23 protein-coding genes are annotated in these 22873 nt (G+C 68.2%); 19 read left to right on the top strand and 4 right to left on the bottom strand.

Going from position 1 to position 22873, the window contains the following annotated elements:
* Positions 1-40: 40 nt before the first annotated feature.
* The gene (locus tag RS85_RS08955; protein WP_046013109.1) at positions 41-571 is read right to left on the bottom strand and encodes an adenine phosphoribosyltransferase; all 531 of its coding nucleotides are present in this window, start codon (positions 569-571) and stop codon (positions 41-43) included.
* 252 nt (positions 572-823) lie between these two features.
* Here RS85_RS08955 and RS85_RS08950 point away from each other — a divergent pair, with 252 nt between their 5' ends.
* From RS85_RS08950 to RS85_RS08925, 6 genes are all read left to right on the top strand, one after another.
* Entirely contained in the window at positions 824-2131 is a 1308-nt protein-coding gene (locus tag RS85_RS08950; protein ID WP_046013108.1) for an ABC transporter substrate-binding protein, read from the top strand.
* A gap of 124 nt (positions 2132-2255) precedes the next feature.
* Positions 2256-3299: a carbohydrate ABC transporter permease gene (locus tag RS85_RS08945; RefSeq protein WP_046013107.1), complete on the top strand. Its 1044-nt coding sequence runs from the start codon at positions 2256-2258 to the stop codon at positions 3297-3299.
* Entirely contained in the window at positions 3296-4186 is an 891-nt protein-coding gene (locus tag RS85_RS08940; RefSeq protein ID WP_046013106.1) for a carbohydrate ABC transporter permease, read from the top strand. The genes RS85_RS08945 and RS85_RS08940 overlap by 4 nt, the downstream gene beginning before the upstream one ends.
* A 5-nt stretch (positions 4187-4191) precedes the next feature.
* The gene (locus tag RS85_RS08935) at positions 4192-5652 is read left to right on the top strand and encodes a GH1 family beta-glucosidase (protein WP_200894813.1); all 1461 of its coding nucleotides are present in this window, start codon (positions 4192-4194) and stop codon (positions 5650-5652) included.
* Between the two features lie 111 nt (positions 5653-5763).
* Positions 5764-6759: a LacI family DNA-binding transcriptional regulator gene (locus RS85_RS08930; RefSeq protein ID WP_046013104.1), complete on the top strand. Its 996-nt coding sequence runs from the start codon at positions 5764-5766 to the stop codon at positions 6757-6759.
* 196 nt (positions 6760-6955) lie between these two features.
* On the top strand, positions 6956-7624 hold the full coding sequence (locus RS85_RS08925) for a TetR/AcrR family transcriptional regulator (protein WP_046013103.1): 669 nt from the start codon (positions 6956-6958) through the stop codon (positions 7622-7624).
* A 20-nt stretch (positions 7625-7644) separates the two neighbouring features.
* On the opposite strand, the gene RS85_RS08920 is transcribed toward RS85_RS08925, so the two are convergent.
* Complete coding sequence (locus RS85_RS08920; RefSeq protein ID WP_046013102.1) at positions 7645-8283, bottom strand: GntR family transcriptional regulator; 639 nt, start codon at positions 8281-8283, stop codon at positions 7645-7647.
* Positions 8284-8455: 172 nt separating this feature from the next.
* Between RS85_RS08920 and RS85_RS08915 the strand changes: the two genes are divergently transcribed.
* From RS85_RS08915 to RS85_RS08900, 4 genes are read left to right on the top strand one after another with little or no spacing between them, the layout of a single operon-like run.
* A complete protein-coding gene (locus RS85_RS08915; protein ID WP_046013101.1) occupies positions 8456-9736 on the top strand; it encodes an NRAMP family divalent metal transporter in 1281 nt (426 codons plus the stop codon).
* 4 nt (positions 9737-9740) lie between these two features.
* Positions 9741-10505 carry a LamB/YcsF family protein gene (locus tag RS85_RS08910; protein ID WP_046013100.1) on the top strand — a complete coding sequence of 255 codons (765 nt, stop codon included), beginning with the start codon at positions 9741-9743 and terminating at the stop codon, positions 10503-10505.
* A 3-nt stretch (positions 10506-10508) separates the two neighbouring features.
* A complete protein-coding gene (locus tag RS85_RS08905) occupies positions 10509-12080 on the top strand; it encodes an urea amidolyase family protein (RefSeq protein WP_046013099.1) in 1572 nt (523 codons plus the stop codon).
* Complete coding sequence (locus RS85_RS08900) at positions 12077-13807, top strand: acetyl/propionyl/methylcrotonyl-CoA carboxylase subunit alpha (RefSeq protein WP_046013098.1); 1731 nt, start codon at positions 12077-12079, stop codon at positions 13805-13807. Before RS85_RS08905 ends, RS85_RS08900 begins: the two co-directional genes overlap by 4 nt.
* Positions 13808-13961: 154 nt before the next feature.
* On the opposite strand, the gene RS85_RS08895 is transcribed toward RS85_RS08900, so the two are convergent.
* Positions 13962-15290, bottom strand: coding sequence for a uracil-xanthine permease family protein (locus RS85_RS08895; protein ID WP_046013097.1), 1329 nt, complete (start codon positions 15288-15290; stop codon positions 13962-13964).
* 125 nt (positions 15291-15415) lie between these two features.
* Here RS85_RS08895 and RS85_RS08890 point away from each other — a divergent pair, with 125 nt between their 5' ends.
* Both RS85_RS08890 and RS85_RS08885 read left to right on the top strand, forming a co-directional pair.
* Positions 15416-15679 carry a type II toxin-antitoxin system VapB family antitoxin gene (locus RS85_RS08890; RefSeq protein WP_046013096.1) on the top strand — a complete coding sequence of 88 codons (264 nt, stop codon included), beginning with the start codon at positions 15416-15418 and terminating at the stop codon, positions 15677-15679.
* Positions 15676-16074 (top strand): type II toxin-antitoxin system VapC family toxin, encoded by a 399-nt coding sequence (locus RS85_RS08885; protein WP_046013095.1) that lies wholly within the window; start codon positions 15676-15678, stop codon positions 16072-16074. The genes RS85_RS08890 and RS85_RS08885 overlap by 4 nt, the downstream gene beginning before the upstream one ends.
* A 55-nt stretch (positions 16075-16129) precedes the next feature.
* On the opposite strand, the gene RS85_RS08880 is transcribed toward RS85_RS08885, so the two are convergent.
* Complete coding sequence (locus tag RS85_RS08880) at positions 16130-17008, bottom strand: phosphoribosylaminoimidazolesuccinocarboxamide synthase (RefSeq protein ID WP_046013094.1); 879 nt, start codon at positions 17006-17008, stop codon at positions 16130-16132.
* Between the two features lie 85 nt (positions 17009-17093).
* Here RS85_RS08880 and RS85_RS08875 point away from each other — a divergent pair, with 85 nt between their 5' ends.
* From RS85_RS08875 to RS85_RS08845, 7 genes are all read left to right on the top strand, one after another.
* Positions 17094-17717 (top strand): PadR family transcriptional regulator, encoded by a 624-nt coding sequence (locus RS85_RS08875; RefSeq protein ID WP_046013093.1) that lies wholly within the window; start codon positions 17094-17096, stop codon positions 17715-17717.
* Positions 17714-19270, top strand: coding sequence for a DHA2 family efflux MFS transporter permease subunit (locus RS85_RS08870; RefSeq protein ID WP_046013092.1), 1557 nt, complete (start codon positions 17714-17716; stop codon positions 19268-19270). Before RS85_RS08875 ends, RS85_RS08870 begins: the two co-directional genes overlap by 4 nt.
* Before the next feature lie 172 nt (positions 19271-19442).
* Positions 19443-19679 carry a DUF4160 domain-containing protein gene (locus RS85_RS08865; protein WP_046013091.1) on the top strand — a complete coding sequence of 79 codons (237 nt, stop codon included), beginning with the start codon at positions 19443-19445 and terminating at the stop codon, positions 19677-19679.
* Positions 19660-19896 (top strand): DUF2442 domain-containing protein, encoded by a 237-nt coding sequence (locus tag RS85_RS08860; protein ID WP_046013090.1) that lies wholly within the window; start codon positions 19660-19662, stop codon positions 19894-19896. The genes RS85_RS08865 and RS85_RS08860 overlap by 20 nt, the downstream gene beginning before the upstream one ends.
* A 41-nt stretch (positions 19897-19937) precedes the next feature.
* The gene (locus RS85_RS08855) at positions 19938-20495 is read left to right on the top strand and encodes a GNAT family N-acetyltransferase (protein WP_046013089.1); all 558 of its coding nucleotides are present in this window, start codon (positions 19938-19940) and stop codon (positions 20493-20495) included.
* A gap of 55 nt (positions 20496-20550) precedes the next feature.
* Entirely contained in the window at positions 20551-22020 is a 1470-nt protein-coding gene (locus tag RS85_RS08850) for an amino acid ABC transporter substrate-binding protein/permease (RefSeq protein ID WP_052703501.1), read from the top strand.
* On the top strand, positions 22017-22745 hold the full coding sequence (locus RS85_RS08845; RefSeq protein ID WP_046013088.1) for an amino acid ABC transporter ATP-binding protein: 729 nt from the start codon (positions 22017-22019) through the stop codon (positions 22743-22745). Before RS85_RS08850 ends, RS85_RS08845 begins: the two co-directional genes overlap by 4 nt.
* The last annotated feature ends 128 nt before the right edge of the window (positions 22746-22873 follow it).

The following is a 22873-nucleotide window of genomic DNA, read 5'->3' as shown; positions in this document are numbered from 1 at the left end:
CTGACCCGGGGTCTCGGTGCGCGGCGCGGGCGCGCGCGACTCAGGCGTGGAACACGGTGTGCAGATCGCCGATCGCGGCGCGGCCGCCGAGGCCGTCGATCTCGAACAGCACCGAGATGCCGACGACGTGGCTGCCGAGACGCTCGACCAGTTCGCGTCCGGCAGCGAGGGTGCCCCCGGTCGCGAGCACGTCGTCGATGAGGAGCACGCGGGAGCCCGCGGGCAGGTCGTCGTGCATCTCGACGGTCGCGGTGCCGTATTCGAGCGCGTAGTCGACGGATGCCGCGGGCCGGGGCAGCTTCCCCGCCTTGCGGATCGGGATCAATCCGACGCCCGCCGCGATGGCCGCAGCGCCGGCGAGGATGAACCCCCGCGCCTCGATGCCGGCGACCACGTCGAACTGTCCTTCGAAGGGAGCGATGATCGCCTCGGTCGTGACGCGAAGGGCCTCGGCGTCGGCCAGCAGCGGCGTGATGTCGCGGAACACGATGCCGGGTTCGGGGTAGTCCGGGATGCTGCGGATGAGCGAGGCGGCGCGGACGAGGGCGGGGGAGAGTTCGGCTTCGGGCACCGGGCAAGGCTACCCGCCGTTCACAATTCAGCAAGAATTCGGCGATCAGGCCGGATCGGCCCGGAATGTGCCTGTCCGGGCGCGTTCTTGCTGAATTGTGAACGCCAGCCTGCCGAGACCCACGCCGCAAAGAACCGGAACCGCGTGCTTGACATCCGTGGGAGCGCTCCCATAGAGTGACCGAACGGTGTGGGAGCGCTCCCACGCCTCCCGAGCATCACCCGCACGACCACCACACAAAGGAGTGAACCTGTGAACACACGTGCCCGCAATCGGATCCTGGCGACAGCCGCCGTGGCATCCGTCTCCGCCCTCGCCCTGGCCGGCTGCGCCGGCAACACCGGCGCAGGCGAAGGCAGCGCCGATGAGGACATCACGCTGACCGTCACCACGTTCGGCACCTTCGGCTACGAAGACCTCTACGACGAGTACGAGAAGGCGCACCCGAACGTCACGATCGAGGCGACCAACATCGACACCGGCGGCAACGCCCGCACCGACGCCTTCACCAAGATCGCCGCAGGCAGCGGCCTGAGCGACATCGTCGCGATCGAAGAGGGCTGGCTCGGCGCGATCATGGACGTGTCCGACACCTTCATCGACCTGCGCGATCACGGCATCGAGGACCGCAAGGGCGACTGGCTCGACTGGAAGTACAACCAGGCGACCGACGCCGAGGGCCGTGTGATCGGCTACGGCACCGACGTCGGCCCGAGCGGCATCTGCTTCAACGGCCCCGCCCTCGAAGCCGCCGGCATGCCGAGCGACCGCGAAGGCATCGCCGAGCTGCTGGACGGCGACTGGGAGAACTACTTCGCCGTCGGCCAGGAGTACACCGAGAAGACCGGCAAGGCCTGGTACGACCATTCCGGATTCGTCTGGAACGCCATGGTCAACCAGCTCGATGAGGGCTACTACACCGCCGACGGCGAGCTCAATGTCGAGGGCAACGCCGAGCTCGAAGAGCGGTTCGCTCTGCTGGGCGAGGCGACCGAGGGCGGTCAGTCCGCGGCGCAGAAGGCCTGGGACTGGAACGGCGGCAAGTCGTTCGTCGACGGCACCTTCGCGACCTTCGTGTGCCCCGGCTGGATGCTCGGCGTCCTGCAGGGTCAGGTCGAGACCGGTGGCGGCGACGCGGCCACAGGCTGGGACTTCGCCGATGTCTTCCCGGGAGGTGCGGCCAACTGGGGTGGCGCGTGGCTCTCGATCCCGGAGACCTCGAAGCACCAGGAGGCCGCGTCCGAGCTCGCCGACTGGCTGACGCAGCCCGAGCAGCAGGTGAAGCAGTCGGCCGCCGCCGGCAACTTCCCCTCCACCGTGAAGGCACAGGAGACGCTCGCCGAAGAGGCGACGCCGAACGAGTTCTTCAACGACGCGCCCACCGGAGCGATCCTCGCCGAACGCGCCAAGGGCGTCGAGGCGCAGTTCAAGGGACCGCAGGACTCCGTCATCCAGGAGAACGTGTTCGGCCCCGCCCTTCGGAGCCTCGACCTCGGTGAGGTCGACACCCAGGGCTCCTGGGACAAGGCGATCGACCTGCTGAACCAGCTGGTCGACTGACGTCCCGCGCGTTTCGTCTCGCTCCGCTCGCTCAACGACCGGGTTCTCGCCTGGTCGTTGAGCGAGCACGGCGAAGCCGAGCGAGACGAAACGCGCCCCTGCGACTCCGAGACAAGGACTTCTCATGACCCTCACGCACGAACGCACGGAGACGACAGCATCCGCTCCGCCGCAGAAGACGGATGCCGCCCCGAAGCGGCCCTGGCGCCACCGCATCTCGCGATTCGACCAGCACGCCTCTCCGTACTTCTACATCTCGCCGTTCTTCCTGCTCTTCGGGCTGGTCGGACTGTTCCCGCTGCTGTACACCGTGTGGGTCGCCGTCCACGACTGGGATCTGCTCAAGGGCGAGGGCGACTTCGTCGGGATCGGCAACTTCACCGAGGTCCTCGCCGACCCGATGTTCTGGAACTCGATCTTCAACACGGTGAGCATCTTCCTGCTCTCGGCCATCCCGCAGCTCGCGGTCGCGCTGTTCATCGCCTACCTCCTGGACCGGGGCCTGCGCACTCCGACGTTCTGGCGGATGAGCGTGCTCATCCCCTTCGTCGTGACACCGGTCGCTGTCGCCATCATCTTCTCCAGCATCTTCAACGAGGCCGACGGTCTCGCCAACAACCTGCTGAACGTCATCGGCATCGCCGACCAGCAGTGGAAGACCGACACCGGCCTGTCGCACATCGCGATCGCGGTCATGGTCAACTTCCGCTGGACCGGCTACAACGCCCTCATCCTGCTCGCCGCCATGCAGTCGGTGCCGCGTGATCTCTACGAGTCCGCCGCCCTCGACGGTGCCGGCTCCGCACGCCGCTTCTTCTCGATCACCATTCCGACGATCCGCCCGACGCTGATCTTCGTGATCATCACCTCGACGATCGGCGGTCTGCAGATCTTCGCCGAGCCGCGACTGTTCGACGTCTCGACGGCGGGCGGGATCGGCGGCAGCGACCGGCAGTTCCAGACGACGGTGCTGTTCCTCTGGGAGCTGGCCTTCTTCCGTCTCGACCTCGGCAAAGCGTCCGCCGTCGCGATCCTGCTGTTCCTCCTCATCGTCCTCTTCGGCCTGATCAACTTCGTCATCTCGCGCCGGATCTCCACCGGCGACGACCGCAGGAACCGCGCCGCACGCCGCCGCGCCGTCAAGACCAGCAAGGAGGAGACGCGATGACCGCCACCCAGGCACTCAGCGTTCCGGAGAAGATCCGTCGCCGCCGCGGAGCGTCCACCGGCACCGCCGGCATCGGCAGCCGCCCCGGCTTCCTCACCTACGGCCTGCTCGCCGCGTTCATCATCGGCAGCGTGTACCCGCTGTGGTGGTCGGTCGTGGTCGCGAGCGGAACGAACGCCACCCGTGGTGAGACGCTGCCGCTGTTCCCCGGCGGGAACTTCTTCACCAACGCCGCGAAGGTCTTCGACGCGATCCCGTTCTGGCTCGCCCTCGGCAACTCGTTCCTCATCTCCGGCATCATCACGATCTCGGTCGTGACGTTCTCGACGCTCGCCGGCTACGCCTTCGCGAAGCTGCGCTTCAAGGGCCGCGACGGTCTCATGATCTTCGTGATCGCGACCATGGCGATCCCGACGCAGCTCGGCATCATCCCGCTGTTCATGGTCATGCGAGAGCTCGGCTGGACCGGCACGATCGGTGCGGTCATCGTGCCCACGCTCGTCACCGCCTTCGGCGTGTTCTTCATGCGGCAGTACCTGGTCGACGTGATCCCGGACGAGCTGATCGAGGCCGCTCGGGTCGACGGGGCGAACCAGTTCCGGACCTTCCTGACCGTCGGCATCCCCGCGGCGCGGCCGGCCATGGCGATCCTGGGACTCTTCACCTTCATGACCGCGTGGACCGACTACCTGTGGCCGCTGATCGTGCTGTCCCCCGCCAACCCCACTCTCCAGACCGCGCTCAGCCAGCTGCAGTCGGGATACTACGTCGACTACTCGATCGTGCTCGCCGGTGCCGTGCTCGCGACCCTTCCGCTGCTGGTGCTCTTCGTGGTCGCCGGTCGCCAGCTGGTCAGTGGCATCATGGCCGGTGCGGTGAAAGGATGACCTCCATGACGCGCCCCTTCCCCTCGAACTTCCTCTTCGGTGCCGCGACCGCGGCCTATCAGATCGAGGGAGCGGCGTTCGAAGACGGACGCACCGCCTCGATCTGGGATGCCTTCTCGCGGGAGCCCGGCGCTGTGATCGGCGGCGACAACGGCGACATCGCCTGCGACCACTACCACCGGTACGCCGACGACGTCGCGCTCATGACCGAGCTGGGGCTGCAGACCTATCGCTTCTCCACGTCGTGGTCGCGAGTGCGCCCCGACGGCGGGGCGGTCAACCCGAAGGGCGTCGACTTCTACTCCCGCCTGGTGGACGAGCTCCTCGATGCCGACATCCTGCCCTGGCTGACGCTCTACCACTGGGACATGCCGCAGGCGCTGCAGGATGCCGGGGGCTGGACCGACCGCGACACCGTCGACCGCTTCCTCGAGTACGCCGGCACCATGCACGACGCGCTCGGCGACCGGGTGAACGTCTGGACCACTCTGAACGAGCCGTGGTGCTCGTCGTTCCTCTCCTACACCGGCGGTGAGCATGCTCCCGGGCACACGAGTATCGCCGAGGGACTGCTCGCGTCGCACCACCTGCTGCTGGCGCACGGCGCCACGGTGCGCGAGCTGCGCGGGCGCGACGCGTCGCTCAACCTCGGCATCACGCTGAACCACACCGTGGCCGACCCGGCCGATCCGGCGAACCCCGCCGATGTCGACGCCGCGCGCCGCATCGACGGACAGTTCAACCGCTGGTTCCTCGACCCCATCTACCGGGGGGAGTATCCGGCCGACATCGTCGAGGACATCCGTAGGGTGGATGCCGATGCGGTGGCGAAGTTCGAGTCCGCGATTCACGACGGCGACCTCGAGACCATCTCGCAGCGCATCGACACCCAGGGCGTCAACTACTACCACGGCGACTTCGTGTCGGGCACGGCGCCCGCCAGCGCGACCGTCTCCGGCGGACCCGCGACCGAGCGCAGGCACCGCAGCCCGTATCCCTCGAGCCACGGCATCCACTCCGTCGAACGAGGACTCCCGCGCACTGCGCAGAACTGGGAGGTGCAGCCCGAAGGACTGACCCGCCTGCTGCAGCGGGTCTGGACCGAGTACGCCGAACCCGCCGGAACCGTGCTGTACATGACCGAGAACGGCGCCGCCTATGACGACGTCGCGGTCGAAGAGGACGGCGAGACGCGCGTGCACGACACGGAGCGCACCGAGTTCCTGCGGCTGCACCTCGGTGCGGTGCTCGATGCCGCGGATGCCGGGGTCGACGTGCGCGGCTACTTCTACTGGTCGATGTTCGACAACTTCGAGTGGGCGTGGGGGTACGACAAGCGCTTCGGGATCGTTCGCGTCGACTACGACACGCAGGAGCGGAGCCTGAAGGACTCCGGCCGCGAGTACGCACGGATCATCGCGGCGCGCGATCTCTCGCCGGCACCCTCGCTCGTCGGGACGGCCTGAATCGGGGCATCCACGCTCGAATCCCCGCCATTTACGCGATTCGACGCAATATCGGCGCTCAGGGTCGGCACCGAACAGACAGAATGGGTCGATGGAAGAGAGCATCCGGTGATGTCGCCACGGGCGACCATCGAAGAGGTGGCGGCTGCGGCCGGGGTCTCCCGGTCGACGGTCTCACGCGTGGTCAACGGCTCGACGGCGGTGAGCCCGGAGGCGCTGGCCGCGGTGCGCAAGGCGATCGATGACCTGAACTACGTGCCCAACCGGGCGGCCCGTTCGCTCGCGTCGCGCCAGACGCACGCGATCGCGCTGATCGTGCCCGAGGACACCAACCGCTTCTTCGGCGATCCCTTCTTCGCCGCGATCGTCGCCGGCATCACCGGCGCACTCGGCGGCTCGGACTACCTCCTCAACCTCCTCATCGCCAGTGACGACCCCGGCGACAAGATGAACAGCTTCGTGCGCAACGGCAGCGTCGACGGCGCGCTGATCGTCTCGCACCACACCAGTGACGCGTTCATCGACCGGATCGCCGAGGCCGTGCCTGTCGTCTACGGAGGTCGTCCGGTGCGCCGCCGAGAGGGCGACTACGTCGTCGACGTCGACAACGTCAACGGGGCCAGGGTCGCCACCTGCCGGCTGGTCGAGACCGGTCGCACGCGCGTCGCGACGATCTCCGGCCCCCTGACGATGGTCTCGTCCGTCGACCGTGTCCAGGGCTTCCGGGATGCGCTGGCCGAGGCCGGGCTGACGCCGTTCGCCGAGGAGGAGGGCGACTACAGCGAGAGCAGTGGAGCGGATGCCGTGCGACGCATCCTCGCCACCGGTCGCCCCGACGGCATCTTCGTCGCCAGCGACCTGATGGCGCGCGGTGCTCTCACCGCCCTGCGATCGGCCGGATTGCGCGTGCCCGAGGACGTGGCGCTGGTCGGCTTCGACGACTCGTCCGTGGCGGTGAGCACCGATCCGCAGCTGACGACGATGCGGCAGCCGATGTACGCGCAGGGCGAGGCGATGGCGACCGTGCTGCTGGGGCTGCTCACGGGTGGGGACCCTGCCCACACGACGATCCTGCCGACCGAGCTCGTGGTGCGCGCCTCGGCATGACCCGACGATGTGGTCCGCGCTCTTACGCGGAACACGGCCGCGAGCCCGATGCCCCCTCAGGAGGGATCGCGGCCGTGAGTCTCCGGTGCGTCATGCGTCATGCGTCATAGATTGAATGAGCATTCAATGAGTAATCTATAGGGCGGGGGGACAGATTCGGAAGTCGACCGAGGATCCCCTGGGAGGTGGATGCCGCATGGCACGCTCCGACGAGCAGAACCGTCTCGCCCGCGAGCGCGCTCGCGAGACAATGCTGCAGGCCGCGATCGAGATCTTCAGCGAGCGGGGCGTTTCGGGGGCCAGCATCGCGGAGATCACTCAGCGGGCCGGCGTCGCGCAGGGCCTGGTGAACTACCACTTCGGCGGCAAGGATCAGCTCATCGTCGCGGTCATCGATCGATGGTTCGAGACCCTGTTCGGGATCGCCCAGGCGAAGGGTTCGGCAGACGAACGGCTGGCTGGCGTGATCGACGGCGCACTGCGCGCGACAGCCCACGCGCTGCCCGTGCAGCGGGCCGTGTTCTCGCTGCAGCAGCAGCCGACCACGCATCGCCTGTTCGCGGAGTCCGAGCAGCGCCATGCTGAGAACGTGACCGCGTCGGAAGACGCCGTGCGGCGGATGTTCCGCGAGCGCGGCGCCGCAGATCCGGCTCTCGAGGAGATCATGCTGCGCAGCGCACTCGAGGGGCTCTTCATGAAATACGCCGTGTACGGCGACTCATTCCCCTTGGAGGACGCACGGCGATGGATGCACCGGCTCTACGGGCTGCCTGAGCCCACGGAGCCCTTACGGCCCGACATCGCGCCGCGGGACGACGACCTGCGGCTTCGGGCCTCGCGTGCGGTACGCGACGGCCGGCGCTGAGCCGGCACTGGCCGCATCGCTCAGGAGCGGCCCATGCGTGCGAACGCGCCGAGCACGCTGCGCTCGGACGCGATGAGGTAGCGCTCGAGCTCATCGGCGGCGGCCTCGGGGCCGCGTTCGAGCAGCGTGGTGAGCACGGCCCTGTTCCGACGGACGAAGGGCTCGTGCAGTGATCGGGGCTCGTCGATCTCGAGGAAGACGAGCCGCAGCTCGGCGGCGACGTCGCGATACGTGCGAGCGAGTCGCGCGCTGTCGGCCAGGGCGACGATGGCGTCGTGGAACGCCATGTTCGCGCTGCCGATCCGTCGCCAGTCCTCGTGCGGCAGCTGTGCTTCGGCCTCGGCGAGGGCGTCGCGCATGAGCTGGACGGCCGGATGCTGCGGCTCCGACTGACGCAGCGCCGAGCACTCGATCACCCGGCGGGCGCGGTAGATGTCGATCACGTCGGCGATGGTCGGGGAGGCCACCGACACTCCGCGGTGCGGGATGTGCTCGATGAGGCCCTGCTCGGCGAGCACCCGGAAGGCCTCGCGGAGCGTGTTCCGCGACACGTCGAACTGCTCGGCCAGCGCCGACTCCGACAGGCGGGACCCCGGGGCGAAGTCGCCGTCGATGATGCTCTGACGAAGCACATCGGCGAGCATGCCTTGCTGATTCATGCCTTCATCGTAGGCGGCGTCGTGCTCGGATCGTTCAGAGATGCCGGGCCGAGATCACGCGAAAGCAACGCCGTCGTAGTACGCCGGAAACAATTTCGTTGAACAATCATGCTCTAGCCGTTCTACACTGGGTCGCAATCGACCCACCAACGACGATGGGAATCCCCCCGCCATGTCCGAGCAGCAGTCCACCACCTCGCTCTCCGCAGAAGACGAAGCCCGCCTCGCCGCCGTCAAGAAGCGCACCGGGCGCAGCGCCGTCATCGGTGCGATCTTCCTCATGGCCACCAGCGCCATCGGTCCCGGGTTCATCACCCAGACGGCCACCTTCACCGCGACGATGGGGGCGGCGTTCGCCTTCGCCATCCTCATCTCGATCCTCATCGACATCGCCGTGCAGCTGAACGTGTGGCGCATGATCACGTCGTCGGGCAAGCGCGCCGGCGAACTCGCCAACAGCGCCATCCCCTTCTCCGGCCATCTCATCGCCCTGCTCGTCGTGATCGGCGGACTGGCGTTCAACATCGGGAACATCGCCGGCGGCGGGCTGGGCCTGAACGCTCTGCTCGGCATCGACGCGAAGCTCGGCGGCATCCTCACCGCCGCCCTGGCGATCGTCATCTTCCTCGTGAAGAAGGCGGGTCCCGTGATGGACATCGTCCTGGTCGTGCTCGGCGTCGGGATGATCATCATGACGGTCGTCGTGGCCGTGATCGCCCAGCCGCCGATCGGAGAGGCGCTGCGTCAGACCTTCGTGCCGGACGAGCTGAACTTCGCCACGATCACCACGATCGTCGGCGGCACCGTCGGCGGGTACATCACCTACTCCGGTGCGCACCGGTACCTCGACTCGGGTCTCACCGGCCCCGAGCACGCGGGCCCGGTCATGCGGGCTGCCGCCAACGGCATCCTCGTCACCGGCATCATGCGGTACGTGCTGTTCCTCGCGATCCTCGGGGTCGTCGCATCCGGAGTGGCCCTCGACCTGTCCGGTCAGGGAGCCAACCCCGCGGGGCAGGCCTTCGGAGCAGTGCTCGGTGACGCAGGTCTCCGCATCTTCGGGGCGATCTTCTGGGCGGCCGCGATCAGCTCGGTCATCGGCGCCGCGTACACCTCGGCGACCTTCCTCTCCACGTACACCAAGAAGCTCGCGGGCGGCTGGCCGCTGCAGCTCGCGACCGTCGCCTTCATCGTCGTCTCGCTGATCGTGTATCTGTCGATCGGCACGGCGCCCGCCGCCATCCTCGTCTTCGTCGGCGGCTTCAACGGGCTGATCCTGCCCATCGGCCTCACCGTGTTCATGTACATCGGCTGGTTCCGCCGCGATCTCCTCGGAGCGAAGAAGTACCCGCTGTGGCTGCTCATCGCCGGCACGGTCGTGACGCTGCTCACCTGGTACATGGGGATCGTGTCGGTCGGCCCCATCTTCGCCCTCCTCGGAATCGGAGCGTGATCGCATGGTGTCGATCGACCTGAACTCGGATCTCGGCGAGAACGTCGCCGATCGGATCGTGAGCGACGACGACAGCATGCTGCGTCTCGTCACGAGCGCGAACGTCTCGTGCGGCTTCCATGCCGGCAGCCCCGAAGGCATCCGCGACACGCTCACGGCCGCCGTGCAGGGCGGGGTCGTGATCGGCGCCCACCCCGGCTACCGCGACTACGAGAACTTCGGGCGCACGAAGGTCGACATCGACTCGGCCACGCTGCAGGCGCACGTCGAGTATCAGCTCGGCGCGCTCATCGGCCTCGCCCGTGCAGTCGGAGGACGGGTCTCCTACGTCAAGCCGCATGGCGCGCTGTACAACACCATCGCCCGCGACGAGCGGCAGTCGAAGGACGTCGTGGCCGCCATTCGCGCGATCGACCCGAGTCTCGTGCTGCTGGGCCTCTCGGGGGGAGTCGTGCTCGACGTCGCCGAGCGGGCCGGGCTCGCCGTCGCGGCAGAGGCCTTCGCTGACCGCGCGTACCAGCCGGACGGTCAGCTGGTGTCGCGCACCGAGCCGGGCGCCGTACTGCACGACCCCGCAACGGTCGCCGAGCGCATGGTGCGTCTCGCGTCCGACGGTGTCATCCGGGCGATCGACGGCACCGACGTGCCCGTGGTCGCGCAGTCGATCTGCGTGCACGGCGACAGCCCCGGATCCGTCGCGATGGCGGCGGAGACCAGGCGGATGCTGGAGGGCGCGGGCATCACCATCGCGCCGTTCGCGGGCGTCTGACCGATGCGCATCCTCACGGCATCCGATCGTGCCCTTCTCGTCGAGGCGGCAGACCTCGACGAGGCGATGCGCCTGAACCTCGCGTGGGAGGGAGTGGCTGGCGTCGTCGAGCGCATCCCCGGCGCGCGCACGGTGCTCGTGCGCTTCGACCCGCTACGGGTGGCCGCCGCCGAGCTCGCGGCGACGCTCTCGGCGACGGAGCTCGACACCGCGCATCTGCCCGGCACCGGCGAGGTCACCGTGCCCGTGCGCTACGACGGCGAGGATCTCGATGAGGCTGCATCTCTGCTCGGAGTCTCGGCGGACGAACTCGTGAAACGGCATCTCGCCGCGGACTGGCGCGTCGCGTTCTCGGGCTTCGCGCCCGGGTTCGGATACGTCGTGAGCAGCGATCCCCTGTTCGACATGCCGCGTCGCTCGTCACCGCGCACGCGCGTTCCCGCCGGATCCGTGGCGCTGGCCGGACAGTTCACCGGCGTGTATCCGCGCGAGAGCCCGGGCGGCTGGCAGCTCATCGGCCGCACGTATGCCGTGATGTGGGACATCGACCGCGACCCGCCGGCTCTGCTGTCGCCGGGTACGACGGTGAGGTTCGTGCAGGAGCGGGAGCGTGCGCTGGGCGCCGGCGGTGGTGATGACCCTGCGCCGCCTGCTGGTGCCGCCGCTCCGGACGCGGATGGCCCTGGTTCTCGCGCCGCTGTCGAGATCGTGCGTCCGTCGCTGCAGTTGCTGGTGCAGGATGCCGGGCGCCCCGGGTTCGCGGCGCTGGGGGTGTCGGCATCCGGGGCCGCCGACCGCCGCGCGATGCACGATGCGAACCGCGCAGTGGGCAACGGGACGACAGCCGCGGTGCTCGAGAGCGTCGGGGGAGCCGTGCTGCGGTTCCGCGGCGCGGGCGTCGCCGCAGTCACGGGAGCGATCGGAGCGCTCACCCTCACAGAGGCCGACGGCACCGTTCGCGCTGTCGCGCACGGAAGGCCCTTCGCCACGGTCGACGGAGACGAGCTGACCCTCGCGCACCCGGAACGTGGTCTGCGTTACGTGATCGCCGTCCGCGGCGGGCTGGATGCGGAACCCGCCCTGGGCAGCCGCGCCGGCGACACTCTCGCGGGACTCGGGCCGGAGGCGCTGACCGCGGGAGCCGTCGTCCCCGTCGGCGGCCCCGCTCCGTACCCGGTCGAACCCGAGGCTGCCCCCCGCGATCTTCCTGCGGACGGCGACGTCGTGGACCTCGAGATCACGCTCGGGCCCCGCGACGCCTGGTTCACGGCCGCGGCGCTCCAGACGCTCACGGGCCAGGAATGGACCGTGACGCCGCGCTCGGATCGCGTCGGCATCCGGCTGCAGGGCGAGGTGCCGCTGGAACGCGCGCTCAGCGGAGAGCTGCCGAGCGAGGGCGCGGTCACCGGGGCGATCCAGGTGCCGCCGGACGGGCAGCCGGTTCTGTTCCTGCCCGACCATCCCCTCACCGGCGGCTACCCCATCATCGGTGCGCTCACGGATCGGAGCCTCGACCTCGCAGGTCAGCTGGCGCCGGGCGTGCGCCTTCGTTTCATCGTCAAGGAGACCTCATGACCACCGTGCCGACCACGCGAAGGGTGCTGATCGCGAATCGCGGAGAGATCGCCGTGCGCGTCATCCGCGCCTGCGCCGAAGCCGGGTACACCTCGATCGCGGTCTACGCGGATCAGGATGCCGATGCCCTGCACGTGCGCCTGGCGGACGAGGCCGTGGGGCTGGGCGGTGACACCGCCGCGACGACCTACCTGTCGGCGGATGCGCTGCTCGCCGCCGCCGTGCAGTCGGGTGCGGATGCCGTGCATCCCGGCTACGGATTCCTGTCGGAGAGCGCCGCGTTCGCGCGGGCCGTCGAGGGTGCGGGTCTCGTCTGGATCGGTCCGACACCCGAGAGCATCGACGCCCTCGGCGACAAGATGACCGCGCGCCGCATCGCGCAGCAGGTGGGGGCACCGCTGGCCGCAGGCACGGATGAGCCGTTGGCAGGGCCTGCGGATGCTGTCGCGTTCGCCGAGGAGCACGGGCTCCCGATCGCGATCAAGGCGGCATTCGGCGGCGGCGGGCGCGGGCTGAAGGTCGTGCGCGAGCTGTCCGATGTCGCCGAGGCCTTCGACGCCGCCACCCGCGAAGCCATCGCGGCATTCGGTCGCGGCGAGTGCTTCGTGGAGCGCTTCCTGGAGAGCCCTCGGCACATCGAGGTGCAGGTGCTCGGAGACGGGCAAGGCGCGGTCGTGGTCGTCGGGGACCGCGACTGCTCGATGCAGCGGCGCAACCAGAAGCTCATCGAGGAGGCACCCGCGCCCGGGCTGTCGGACGAGCAGCGGTCGCGGTTTCACCACGCCGCGCGGTCGATCTGCGCCGAGGTGCTGTATCGCGGCGCGGGAACCGTGGAGTTCCTCCTCGCCGCCGACGGCACGATCTCGTTCCTCGAGGTCAACACCCGGCTCCAGGTGGAGCATCCGGTCACCGAAGCGGTCACCGGCGTCGATCTGGTGCGCGAGCAGTTCCGCATCGCGTTCGGGGAGGGAATGTCGATCGCGGAGACCCCTGTCCCGGTCGGCCACGCCTTCGAGTTCCGCATCAACGCGGAAGATCCCGGCCGTGGCTTCCTGCCCAGTCCCGGTCGCGTCGATCGGCTGCGCATCCCGGGCGGTCCCGGTGTGCGCTGGGACAGCGGCATCGAGGAGGGCGACATCGTGCAGCCCGCCTTCGACTCGATGATCGCCAAACTCATCGTCCACGCCGACACCCGGGACGCCGCGCTCGTGCGCGCACGACGCGCGCTGCGCGAGCTCGCGGTCGAGGGCCCGGCGACGGTCATCCCGTTCGATCTGCTCGCGATCGACGAGCCTGCCTTCGGCACCGAGACGTTCGCGGCGCACACGCAGTGGATCGAGAGCGCCCTGCTGCCGACGCTGGAGACTCAGGCTCGTCCGAGATCGGTGCCGGATGCCGCCCTGCAGCGCTTCCCCGTCGAGATCGACGGACGCCGCGTCGTGCTCGGCCTGCCCGCCTCACTGCTGGCGGGTCTCGGGCGGGCGACGGATGCCGCGTCGGCGGTCCCCGCGAACGATCCGACAGAGCTGCGCTCGCCTGCGCCTGGCACGCTCGTGCGCTGGCTCGTCGACGACGGCGCGAGCGTTTCGGAGGGCGACCCGGTCGCGGTCATCGACGCGATGAAGATGGAGACGACGGTCCCCGCCCATCGCGCCGGCATCCTGTTGCACCGGGCCGAGCTGTCCGCGGCGATAGCCGCCGACGGAATGCTCGCCGTCATCGACTGATCGCATCGTTCGGGTCGGTCCCGGTGCCGCCCGGTTCACAACTCAGCAAGAACGGGATGGAACCGTCGAAAACCGGCCTCTCGGAGGAGTTTCCGCGAATTCTTGCTGAGTTGTGCACGCGAAGCCGCCGGCACCGGTCGGCGCGCGCGGTGCGTCAGGCGGGGTCGCCGCCGAGCGGACCGACAGCCGCGAGCGGCTTCGGGTCGTCGGTGCCGGTCTTGCGCAGCCGCGCGACGAGATTGCCCAGGTGATAGATCAGGATCGCGGCGACGGTCGCGATGACGATCCCGCCGAGCTCGAAGCCGGAAGCCTCGTCCTTGATCATGAATCCGCCGACGGCCATGATGAGCGCGACCGCGGCCGTGTACTGGTTCACCGGGCGGGAGAAGTCGACGCGGTTGTCGACCCAGATCTTGATGCCGATCACGCCGATCAGGCCGTAGAGGGCGGTCGTGACGCCGCCGAGCACGCCGGCGGGCACCGAGTTGATGACCTCGCCGAACTTCGGCGACAGGCTCAGCAGGATCGCGGCGGCGCCGGCGACCCAGTACGCGGCCGTCGAGTACACGCGGGTCGAGGCCATCACGCCGATGTTCTCGCCGTAGGTCGTGGTGCCCGATCCGCCGAAGAAGCCGGCGAGGGTGGTCGAGACGCCGTCCGCGATCAAGGCCTTGCCGGTCTGCTCGTTGATGGAGTTGTCACCGGTCATGGTGGCGACGCCACGGACGTGTCCGACGTTCTCGGCGATCAGCACCAGCACGACGGGGAGGAACATCGCCAGCGCCGTCAGCGTGCCGGGCTCCGTGAAGTTCGGGAGCGTGAAGGTGGGCAGGCCGATCCAGTCGGCCTTCTCGACGGCTTCGAAGCTCAGTTCCCCGCGGAATGCCGCGAAGATGTATCCCGCGATCACGCCGAGGAAGATCGAGATGCGTCCGAGGAATCCGCGGAAGACCACCGCGAAGAGGATCGTGATGGCGAGGGTGAACGTGGCGGTGATCGGAGCCGCCGCGTAGTTGTTGTGCGCTGCCCCGGCGAGGTTGAACCCGATCAGGGCGACGATCGTGCCGGCGAGGACGGGCGGGAGGAAGCGGTCGACCCACTTGACCCCGACCGTGTGAACGACGACGCCGATGATCGCGAGCAGCACGCCGACGGCGACGATGCCGGCGAGCGCGGTGCCCATGTTCGCGGATGCCGTCGCCGCGGTCACCGGAGCGATGAAAGCGAACGACGATCCCAGATAGCTGGGGAGCTTGTTGCGGGTGACCAGCAGGAAGAGGATCGTGCCCACGCCGCTGAACAGCAGGGTGGTCGCGACCGGGAAGCCGGTGATGATCGGAACGAGGAAGGTCGCGCCGAACATGGCGACGACGTGCTGGAGTCCGATCGCGATCGTGGCGGGCCAGTTCAGGCGCTCGTCCGGACGGACGACAGCGCCGGGCTCGAGAGTGCGGCCGTTTCCATGCAGCTTCCACAGGGCCATGCGGGCTCCTCAGTTCGGGGGATGACGTTCGCGGATCACGACCGTGATGGAGCCAGACTACCGATTCCTGAGTATTGCCTGGACAAGTTTCTACCATGGTAGAAACCGAAGGTAGACTGGTAGATGTGAGCCTCAACATCAAGAACGAGACGACGCACGAGCTGGTGCGCCAGCTGGCCGCGATGACCGGGCAGAGCCAGACGAGTGCGGTCGAGGATGCTGTGCGCCGGCGCATCGCGGAAGTCTCTCGGGAGGTGCAGTCCTTCGAAGAGCGACGTCGCGCGCGCATCGACGAACTGATCGAAGAAGCCCGTCGGATTCCTCTGAACGGCCCCACGGTGGAAGAGATCATGGCGGATATGTACGACGACATGGGGCTACCGCGATGATCGTGGACTCGTCGGTGTTCTTGGCGATTCTGCTGAACGAACCGGAGAGTGAGCAGTTTCGAGAGCTGCTGAAGGAGAATCCGGTGGCCGTTTCCGCGGCCACAGTGGCGGAAAGTCGCATCGTCCTGCAGAGCCGCGGCGGAACGAGGCTCTGTGACATCTTCGAGGCGATACTTATCCAGGTGAACGCGGGCGTGATTCCGGTCGACGGGAATCAGGCGCGCTTGGCCAGCGATGCTTATCAGCGATTCGGGCGCGGCTCGGGGAGCCGCGCCCGGCTCAACTACGGCGACTGCTTCTCCTACGCCCTCGCCATCACCCGCGATGAGCCGCTGCTCTTCAAGGGCGACGACTTCATCCACACCGACGTGCGTCGGGTACCCTCCGGTCGTTGAGCGACGCTTCGACTCGCTGGCGCTCGCTCAGCGCGGGTCTTCGCGAGACGAAACGTCACGCCCCGAGGCGCTCGATCAGCTCCCGATAGCGGTCGGCCGTGCGCTCGACCACGTCTTCCGGAAGCAGGGGCGGCTCGCCCTGCTTGTCCCAGTTCGCGGCGAGCCAGTCGCGCACGATCTGCTTGTCGAAGCTTGCCATCCGCTCACTCGGGGTGGTGCCGGTCTTCCACGCTTCGGCGTCCCAGTACCGCGAAGAGTCGCTCGTGAGCACCTCGTCGGCCAGGCGCAGCGTGCCGGCGCCGTCCGTTCCGAATTCGAACTTGGTGTCGGCGAGGATCAGGCCCTTCTCCTCAGCGATCGCGGCGGCGCGGGCGTAGAGCGCGAGCGAGGCGTCGCGCAGCTCGGCGGCGCGGTCTTCTCCGACCAGCTCGACCACCTTCGCGTAGGTGATGTTCTCGTCGTGCTCGCCCATCGGCGCCTTGTACGCCGGGGTGAACAACGGCTCCGGCAGCTTGTCGCCGTTCTGCAGGCCGCCCGGCAGCGGGATGCCGCACACCGTGCCGCTCTGCCGGTACTCCGCCCAGCCCGACCCGGTGATGTAGCCGCGCACGACGCACTCGATCGGCAGCATCTCGAGCGACTGTGCCAGCATGGCGCGGTCGACGACGGCATCCGGGATCTCGCCCTCAGCGAGGTGATTCGGCACCTCGGCGAGCTGTGCGAACCACCAGCGGCTGAGGCGGGTGAGCAACGCACCCTTCTCCGGGATGCCGGGAGAGAGCACGAAGTCGAAGGCGCTCACGCGGTCGGACGCGACCACCAGGATGCGCGTGTCCGCCGGATCCTCGGAGGCGTACAGGTCACGGACCTTGCCCGAGTAGATGTGCCGCCAGCCGGGAATGGTCCGTGCCGTGCCTTCTGAAGAGGTGCTCACCCGCCCATCATTCCAGAGGCGCGCCGCCGTCTTGTCCGGACGCGCAACAGAGCGTATAGTCCACATGGACTAATCGAGGGGGAACATGAAGGATGCCGTGGATCGGCTCACGCCCATGGGGGTGATGGTGCTCGCGCTGCTGCGCGAGGCCGACATGCATCCCTACGAGATGGTGCGGCTGCTTCGCCTCCGCCACGACGACCGCCTGCTGACCATCACCAACGGCACGCTGTACCACACCGTCGCGCGGCTCCAGCGGGCGGAGCTCATCGACGAGGTCGGCACCGATCGTGACGGCAACCGCCCCGAGCGCACCACCTACACGTTGACGGATGCCGGCCGCGACGCGGTCGTCGCCTGGGTGCAGCGGGAGCTCCCCAGAGTCGACCGTCCGGCCGAGTTCCGCGTGGCTCTCGCCGAGTCGCACAACCTCGAGCGCGCCGTCACGATCACGCTGCTCCGCGCTCGCCGCACCGCCCTCGTCGACGAGCATGTCCTGCACCGCGACGGCCTGGTTAAGGCGCGGGACAAGGGTGTGCCCGCGCAGGTGATCGTCGAGGTCGAGCGCCAGGAGGCTCTCCTCGACGCGGAACTGCGCTGGCTCGACCTGCTGCTTGCACGACTCGAAGCCGAAAGCATCCCCTGGGGGCCGTCGGCCTTCACGAACTCAGACCGCTACCTCGCTCAGCGAAAGGCTGCACAGCAATGACCGAATCACGGGGGGCCGCCGGCCCCGAGACCGGGCCGTTCGCCCCGGGCAACGCACCGAAGAGCCCGTGGCCCGCCCTCTGGGCGCTCGTCATCGGCTTCTTCATGATCCTCGTCGACACGACGATCGTCTCGGTCGCGAACCCGGCGATCAAGGCCGCGCTCGATCCGAACACGAACAACCTCGACAACGTGGTGTGGGTCACCAGCGCCTACCTGCTCACCTACGCGGTGCCGCTCCTCATCACCGGACGCCTCGGCGATCGTTTCGGCCCGAAGAACATCTACCTCATCGGTCTCGCGATCTTCACGCTCGCGTCGCTGTGGTGCGGTCTCTCGACCTCACTCGAGGGGCTGATCGTCGCGCGCGCGGCGCAGGGCCTCGGCGCCGCGTTCATGACACCGCAGACCATGGCGGTCATCACCCGCACGTTCCCCGCCGACCGCCGCGGCGCGGCCATGGGGCTGTGGGGCGCGACGGCCGGAGTCGCGACCCTCGTCGGGCCGCTGCTCGGCGGCGTGCTCGTCGACAGCCTCGGCTGGGAGTGGATCTTCTTCGTCAACCTGCCCGTCGGCGTGATCGCATTCGTCGCCGCGTGGATCCTCGTGCCGCGATTGAAGACGCACCCGCATCGCTTCGACATCCTCGGCGTCGTGCTCAGCGCCGCCGCGATCTTCCTCCTCGTCTTCGGGCTGCAGGAGGGTGAGAAGTACGACTGGGGCGTCATCTGGGGGCCCATCTCGGTCTGGGGCCTGATCATCGCCGGCGTCGTGGTGCTCGCGCTGTTCATCCTCCAGCAGTGGAAGACCAAGAGCGAGGCGCTCGTGCCGCTCGCGCTCTTCCGAGACCGCAACTTCTCGGGAGCCAACGTCGCGATCGCGGCGGTGGGCTTCGCGGTGACGAGCATGTCGCTGCCGCTGATGTTCTTCCTGCAGATCGCCCGAGGCCTCGCTCCGACCGAAGCCGCGCTGCTGATGGTCCCGATGGCGGTGTTCTCGGGCGTGCTCGCGCCGCTCGCGGGCAAGATCCTCGATCGCACCGACCCCCGGGTCATCCTTATCCCCGGGCTCATCGCCTTCGCCGCTGCGCTGTTCTGGTACTCGTCACTCGTGAACATGGACACCCCGGTCTGGATGTTCCTGTTCCCGTCCGCCCTTGTGGGCATCGGCAGTGCCGGGATGTGGGGCCCGCTCGCGACGACCGCCACGCGGATGCTGCCCATGCGTCAGGCCGGAGCCGGCGCGGGCATCTACAACACCACGCGAACGATCGGCTCGGTCGTCGGCTCGGCGGCGATCGCCACGTTCATGCAGGCGAGGCTCGAGGCGAACCTGCCCGGCATGGGAGACGCCGCCGGCTCGATCGGCTCGGGTGGGAAGCTGCCGGATGCCGTCGCCGAGGGCTTCGCGGCCGGTATGTCGCAGGCGATCCTGCTGCCGGCCGTCGTGATCCTGGTGGCGCTCGTTGCGGCGCTGTTCCTGCGCGGAGTGCCGAAGGGCAAGCCGGCCGACGCCGCACGTGCTGACGTCACGGCATCCGCCCCTATCGAGTAGTTCCCGTCGCGAAAAGGCACCCATCCCGGCATCGGATGGGTGGTTTTTCGCGACCTGAGCGATCGCGCCAGGATCACTCCACAGGCAGTGCTCTACCGGCGGTTTCCCCCTCGTCCGGGGGACGCCGCGCGCAGGCCATCGAGGCGCGTCGGCGCGGGCGTAGCCTCCGACGGTGCCGACGGTTCTGCGGGTTCACGGATACCGATTCTTCTTCTACAGCAATGAGGGATCGGAGCCGCCGCATGTGCATGTGGAGCGCGCGGAATTCACTGCCAAGTTCTGGCTGAGGCCCGTAGAATCGGCGTCGAGCACAAGGTTCAGCGGGCCGGAACTGCGACGACTGCATCGTATCGTCGAGCTTCGGCGAGATCGGATCGAGGAGGCGTGGCATGAGTACTTCGGTGAATGACGACCTCGCGGTCGACGTCGTGATCGACGATCGAGAGTTGCACGTCCGGATGAAGGACGGGCGCACCATCAGCGCACCCCTCAACTGGTTCCCGCGTCTCGCGGGCGCCAGCTCCGCCGATCGAGCCGACTGGCGACTCATCGGCGCGGGGGAGGGCGTCCATTGGCGCCGCCTGGATGAAGACGTCTCGATCTCCGCGTTGCTCCGGGGCAGGTGACGGCTTTGCGCCGACGGCATCCGATGTGATGTCATCGGGCGATGACGATCGACCTCATCCGCCCGACCACCGACCACTTCGACAGCTGGGCCGAGGCGGTCGCCGAGTTCGGTGATGGGCACATCGATGGATCGGGCCTGTCGGCACCGGTCACGCCGGACCTCGAGACGCTCGATGCCCTCATCGAGAAGGCGGCGCTGCATGCCGACACCTCCGCGGAGCTGCCGGACGGGCTCGTGCACGAGGACCTCTACTGGATCGTGGACGACGGCGAGGTCATCGGCTTCCTCTCCTTCCGGCACAGGCTCAACGACTGGCTCAGCGAGGCCGGCGGCCATATCGGCTATGCGGTCCGGGCGTCGCGGCGGCGTCAGGGGTACGCGTCCGCGGCGCTCGCCCTCGGGCTCGACCGCGCGCGCGAGATGGGTCTCGACCGCGTCTTCGTGACCTGCGACGACGACAACATCGCCTCGGCTCGCACGATCGAGAAGGCCGGCGGTGTGCTGCAGGACGTGAGCGATCAGTCGGCCCGAGGTCACGCCCTACTGCGCAGGTACTGGATCACGCTGTCGCCGAAGGAGGCGGCAGCCGCCAGTTAGGGTTGATGATCGGCGGCTGTCCGGTCGCATCATCCGATCCCCGGGAGCATCCGTCGTGATCCGCACACCCTCCGCGCGTCTGCGCCGCTTCGGCCGCACGGCCTTGGCGACCGCGCTGACCGCCTTCGTCGCCGTCGGCGCACTTCTGGGCGGGGCATCCCCCGCCGTCGCCGCCGAAGACGGCGAGACCTACGTCATCGGCACGGACACCACGTTCGCGCCGTTCGAGTTCACCGACGCGAACGGCGACCTCGTCGGCATCGACATGGACCTGCTCCGCGCGATCGCGAAAGATCAGGGCTTCGAGGTCGAGATCCGTCAGCTCGGCTTCGACGCGGCCGTGCAGGCGCTGCAGGCGAACCAGGTGGATGCCGTCATGGCCGGCATGTCGATCACCGAGGAGCGTCAGCAGACCTTCGACTTCAGTGACCCGTACTTCACGAGCGGCATCCAGCTCGGCGTGCTCGAGTCGAGCGACATCGAGTCGCTCGATGACCTCGACGGCGAGGCGGTCGCGGTCAAGACCGGCACGCAGGGTCAGACCTTCGCCGAGGAGAACCAGGACGAGTACGGCTTCACGGTCACGCCCTACTCGGACACGACCGACATGGTGGACGCCGTGAAGGCGGGTCAGGCGGTCGGATACTTCGAGGACTTCCCGGTGCTGGCGTACGGCATCCAGCAGGGGTCCGGATTCCGCCTCGTCGGCGAGCCCGAGCTCGGCGGTGAGTACGGCTTCGCGGTCAACAAGGGGATGAATCCCGAGCTGATCGAGATGTTCAACGAGGGCCTCGCGAACCTGCAGGAATCCGGCGAGTACGACGAGATCGTCGACACCTACCTCGCCGGCGGAGAGACGTCGACGCAGGCGACGGACATCATCTCGGTCGCGGTGCAGTACTGGCCCGCGCTCATGCAGGGGCTTTGGCTCACCGTCCTCGCGACGCTGGTCGCCCTGGTCGCGGCGTTCATCCTCGGGCTCGTGTTCGGCTTCGGCCGCATCTCGAAGTTCGCCCCGTTCCGCTGGCTCGCGACCGCCTACGTGTTCGTGTTCCGCGGCACGCCGATCCTCGTGCAGGCGTTCTTCGTGTTCTTCGCGATCCCGCAGCTGTTCCCCGGCCTGACGTTCAACCCGTTCGTCGCCGGCGCGATCACGCTCTCGCTCAACACGGGTGCGTACATGACCGAGATCATCCGCGGCGGCATCCAGGCGGTCGATCCGGGCCAGGCCGAAGCGTCGCGTTCGCTCGGGCTCGGGCACTGGAAGACGATGCAGAAGGTCGTCCTCCCGCAGGCGTTCCGCATCATGATCCCGTCGTTCGTGAACCAGGGCATCATCACCCTCAAGGACACGTCGCTGATCAGCGTGATCGGTCTGGCCGAGCTCACGTTCGTGTCGCGCCAGATCATCGCCTCCACCTACCTGTCGGCGCAGGTGCTGACCATCGTCGCCATCATCTACTTCGTCTTGATCACGCTGCTGACGCTGCTCGCGAACCGCCTGGAGAGGAAGTTCAAAGCATGAGCAAGATCGAGGTCAAGGATCTGCACAAGTCGTTCGGCGACAACCACGTGCTCAAGGGCATCGACCTGACCGTCGCCGACGGCGAGGTCGTCGCCGTCATCGGTCCGTCGGGCTCGGGCAAGTCCACGCTGCTGCGCTGCCTGAACAAGCTCGAGGAGCCGACGTCAGGGCACATCATCATCGACGGCGTCGACCTCACCGACAAGAGCGTCAAGCTCGATGAGGTGCGTCAGCGCATCGGCATGGTGTTCCAGCACTTCAACCTGTTCCCGCACATGACCGTGCTCGAGAACATCACGCTCGCGCCGATCGAGCTCGGCAAGCTGTCGAAGGCGGATGCTCGGTCGCGAGCCCTGTCGCTGCTCGAGCGGGTCGGTCTCTCCGAGAAGGCCGACGCGAAGCCGGCATCCCTCTCCGGTGGTCAGAAGCAGCGCGTGGCGATCGCTCGCGCGCTCGCGATGGACCCCGAGATCATGCTCTTCGACGAGGCGACGAGCGCCCTCGACCCCGAGATGGTCGGCGAGGTGCTGCAGGTCATCCGCGACCTCGCCTCCGGAGGCATGACCATGGTCCTGGTGACGCACGAGATGGGCTTCGCGCGCGAGGTCTCCGGACGTACGGTCTTCATGGACGGCGGGGTCGTGGTCGAAGATGCCCCGCCCGCCGAGCTGTTCGGCGCTCCGAAGAACGAGCGTCTGAAGGACTTCCTCTCGAAGGTGCTCTAGCTGTTCTTCCCCGACACGTTGTGAACGTCTGAGGTAACGAAGACCTCCGTGCAGGATGTGGGTTACCACACTCACTGTCCACACACGGAGGTCTTCGTGACTCACGCTAACGCGCCCTTGACGCCGGA

The sequence above is a fragment of the Microbacterium sp. SA39 genome (assembly GCF_000967865.1).
Lineage (GTDB): Bacteria > Actinomycetota > Actinomycetes > Actinomycetales > Microbacteriaceae > Microbacterium.
This window is presented reverse-complemented; position numbering and strand designations above follow the sequence as displayed.

Bases quoted from the DNA above. Each gene is read 5' to 3' on its own strand.
- RS85_RS08945 (WP_046013107.1), top strand. From the start codon at position 2,256: ATGACCCTCACGCACGAACGCACGGAGACGACAGCATCCGCTCCGCCG.
- RS85_RS08940 (WP_046013106.1), top strand. From the start codon at position 3,296: ATGACCGCCACCCAGGCACTCAGCGTTCCGGAGAAGATCCGTCGCCGC.
- RS85_RS08935 (WP_200894813.1), top strand. From the start codon at position 4,192: ATGACGCGCCCCTTCCCCTCGAACTTCCTCTTCGGTGCCGCGACCGCG.
- RS85_RS08930 (WP_046013104.1), top strand. From the start codon at position 5,764: ATGTCGCCACGGGCGACCATCGAAGAGGTGGCGGCTGCGGCCGGGGTC.
- RS85_RS08925 (WP_046013103.1), top strand. From the start codon at position 6,956: ATGGCACGCTCCGACGAGCAGAACCGTCTCGCCCGCGAGCGCGCTCGC.
- RS85_RS08920 (WP_046013102.1), bottom strand. From the start codon at position 8,283: ATGAATCAGCAAGGCATGCTCGCCGATGTGCTTCGTCAGAGCATCATC.
- RS85_RS08915 (WP_046013101.1), top strand. From the start codon at position 8,456: ATGTCCGAGCAGCAGTCCACCACCTCGCTCTCCGCAGAAGACGAAGCC.
- RS85_RS08910 (WP_046013100.1), top strand. From the start codon at position 9,741: ATGGTGTCGATCGACCTGAACTCGGATCTCGGCGAGAACGTCGCCGAT.
- RS85_RS08905 (WP_046013099.1), top strand. From the start codon at position 10,509: ATGCGCATCCTCACGGCATCCGATCGTGCCCTTCTCGTCGAGGCGGCA.
- RS85_RS08900 (WP_046013098.1), top strand. From the start codon at position 12,077: ATGACCACCGTGCCGACCACGCGAAGGGTGCTGATCGCGAATCGCGGA.
- RS85_RS08895 (WP_046013097.1), bottom strand. From the start codon at position 15,290: ATGGCCCTGTGGAAGCTGCATGGAAACGGCCGCACTCTCGAGCCCGGC.
- RS85_RS08885 (WP_046013095.1), top strand. From the start codon at position 15,676: ATGATCGTGGACTCGTCGGTGTTCTTGGCGATTCTGCTGAACGAACCG.
- RS85_RS08875 (WP_046013093.1), top strand. From the start codon at position 17,094: ATGAAGGATGCCGTGGATCGGCTCACGCCCATGGGGGTGATGGTGCTC.
- RS85_RS08870 (WP_046013092.1), top strand. From the start codon at position 17,714: ATGACCGAATCACGGGGGGCCGCCGGCCCCGAGACCGGGCCGTTCGCC.
- RS85_RS08860 (WP_046013090.1), top strand. From the start codon at position 19,660: ATGAGTACTTCGGTGAATGACGACCTCGCGGTCGACGTCGTGATCGAC.
- RS85_RS08855 (WP_046013089.1), top strand. From the start codon at position 19,938: ATGACGATCGACCTCATCCGCCCGACCACCGACCACTTCGACAGCTGG.
- RS85_RS08845 (WP_046013088.1), top strand. From the start codon at position 22,017: ATGAGCAAGATCGAGGTCAAGGATCTGCACAAGTCGTTCGGCGACAAC.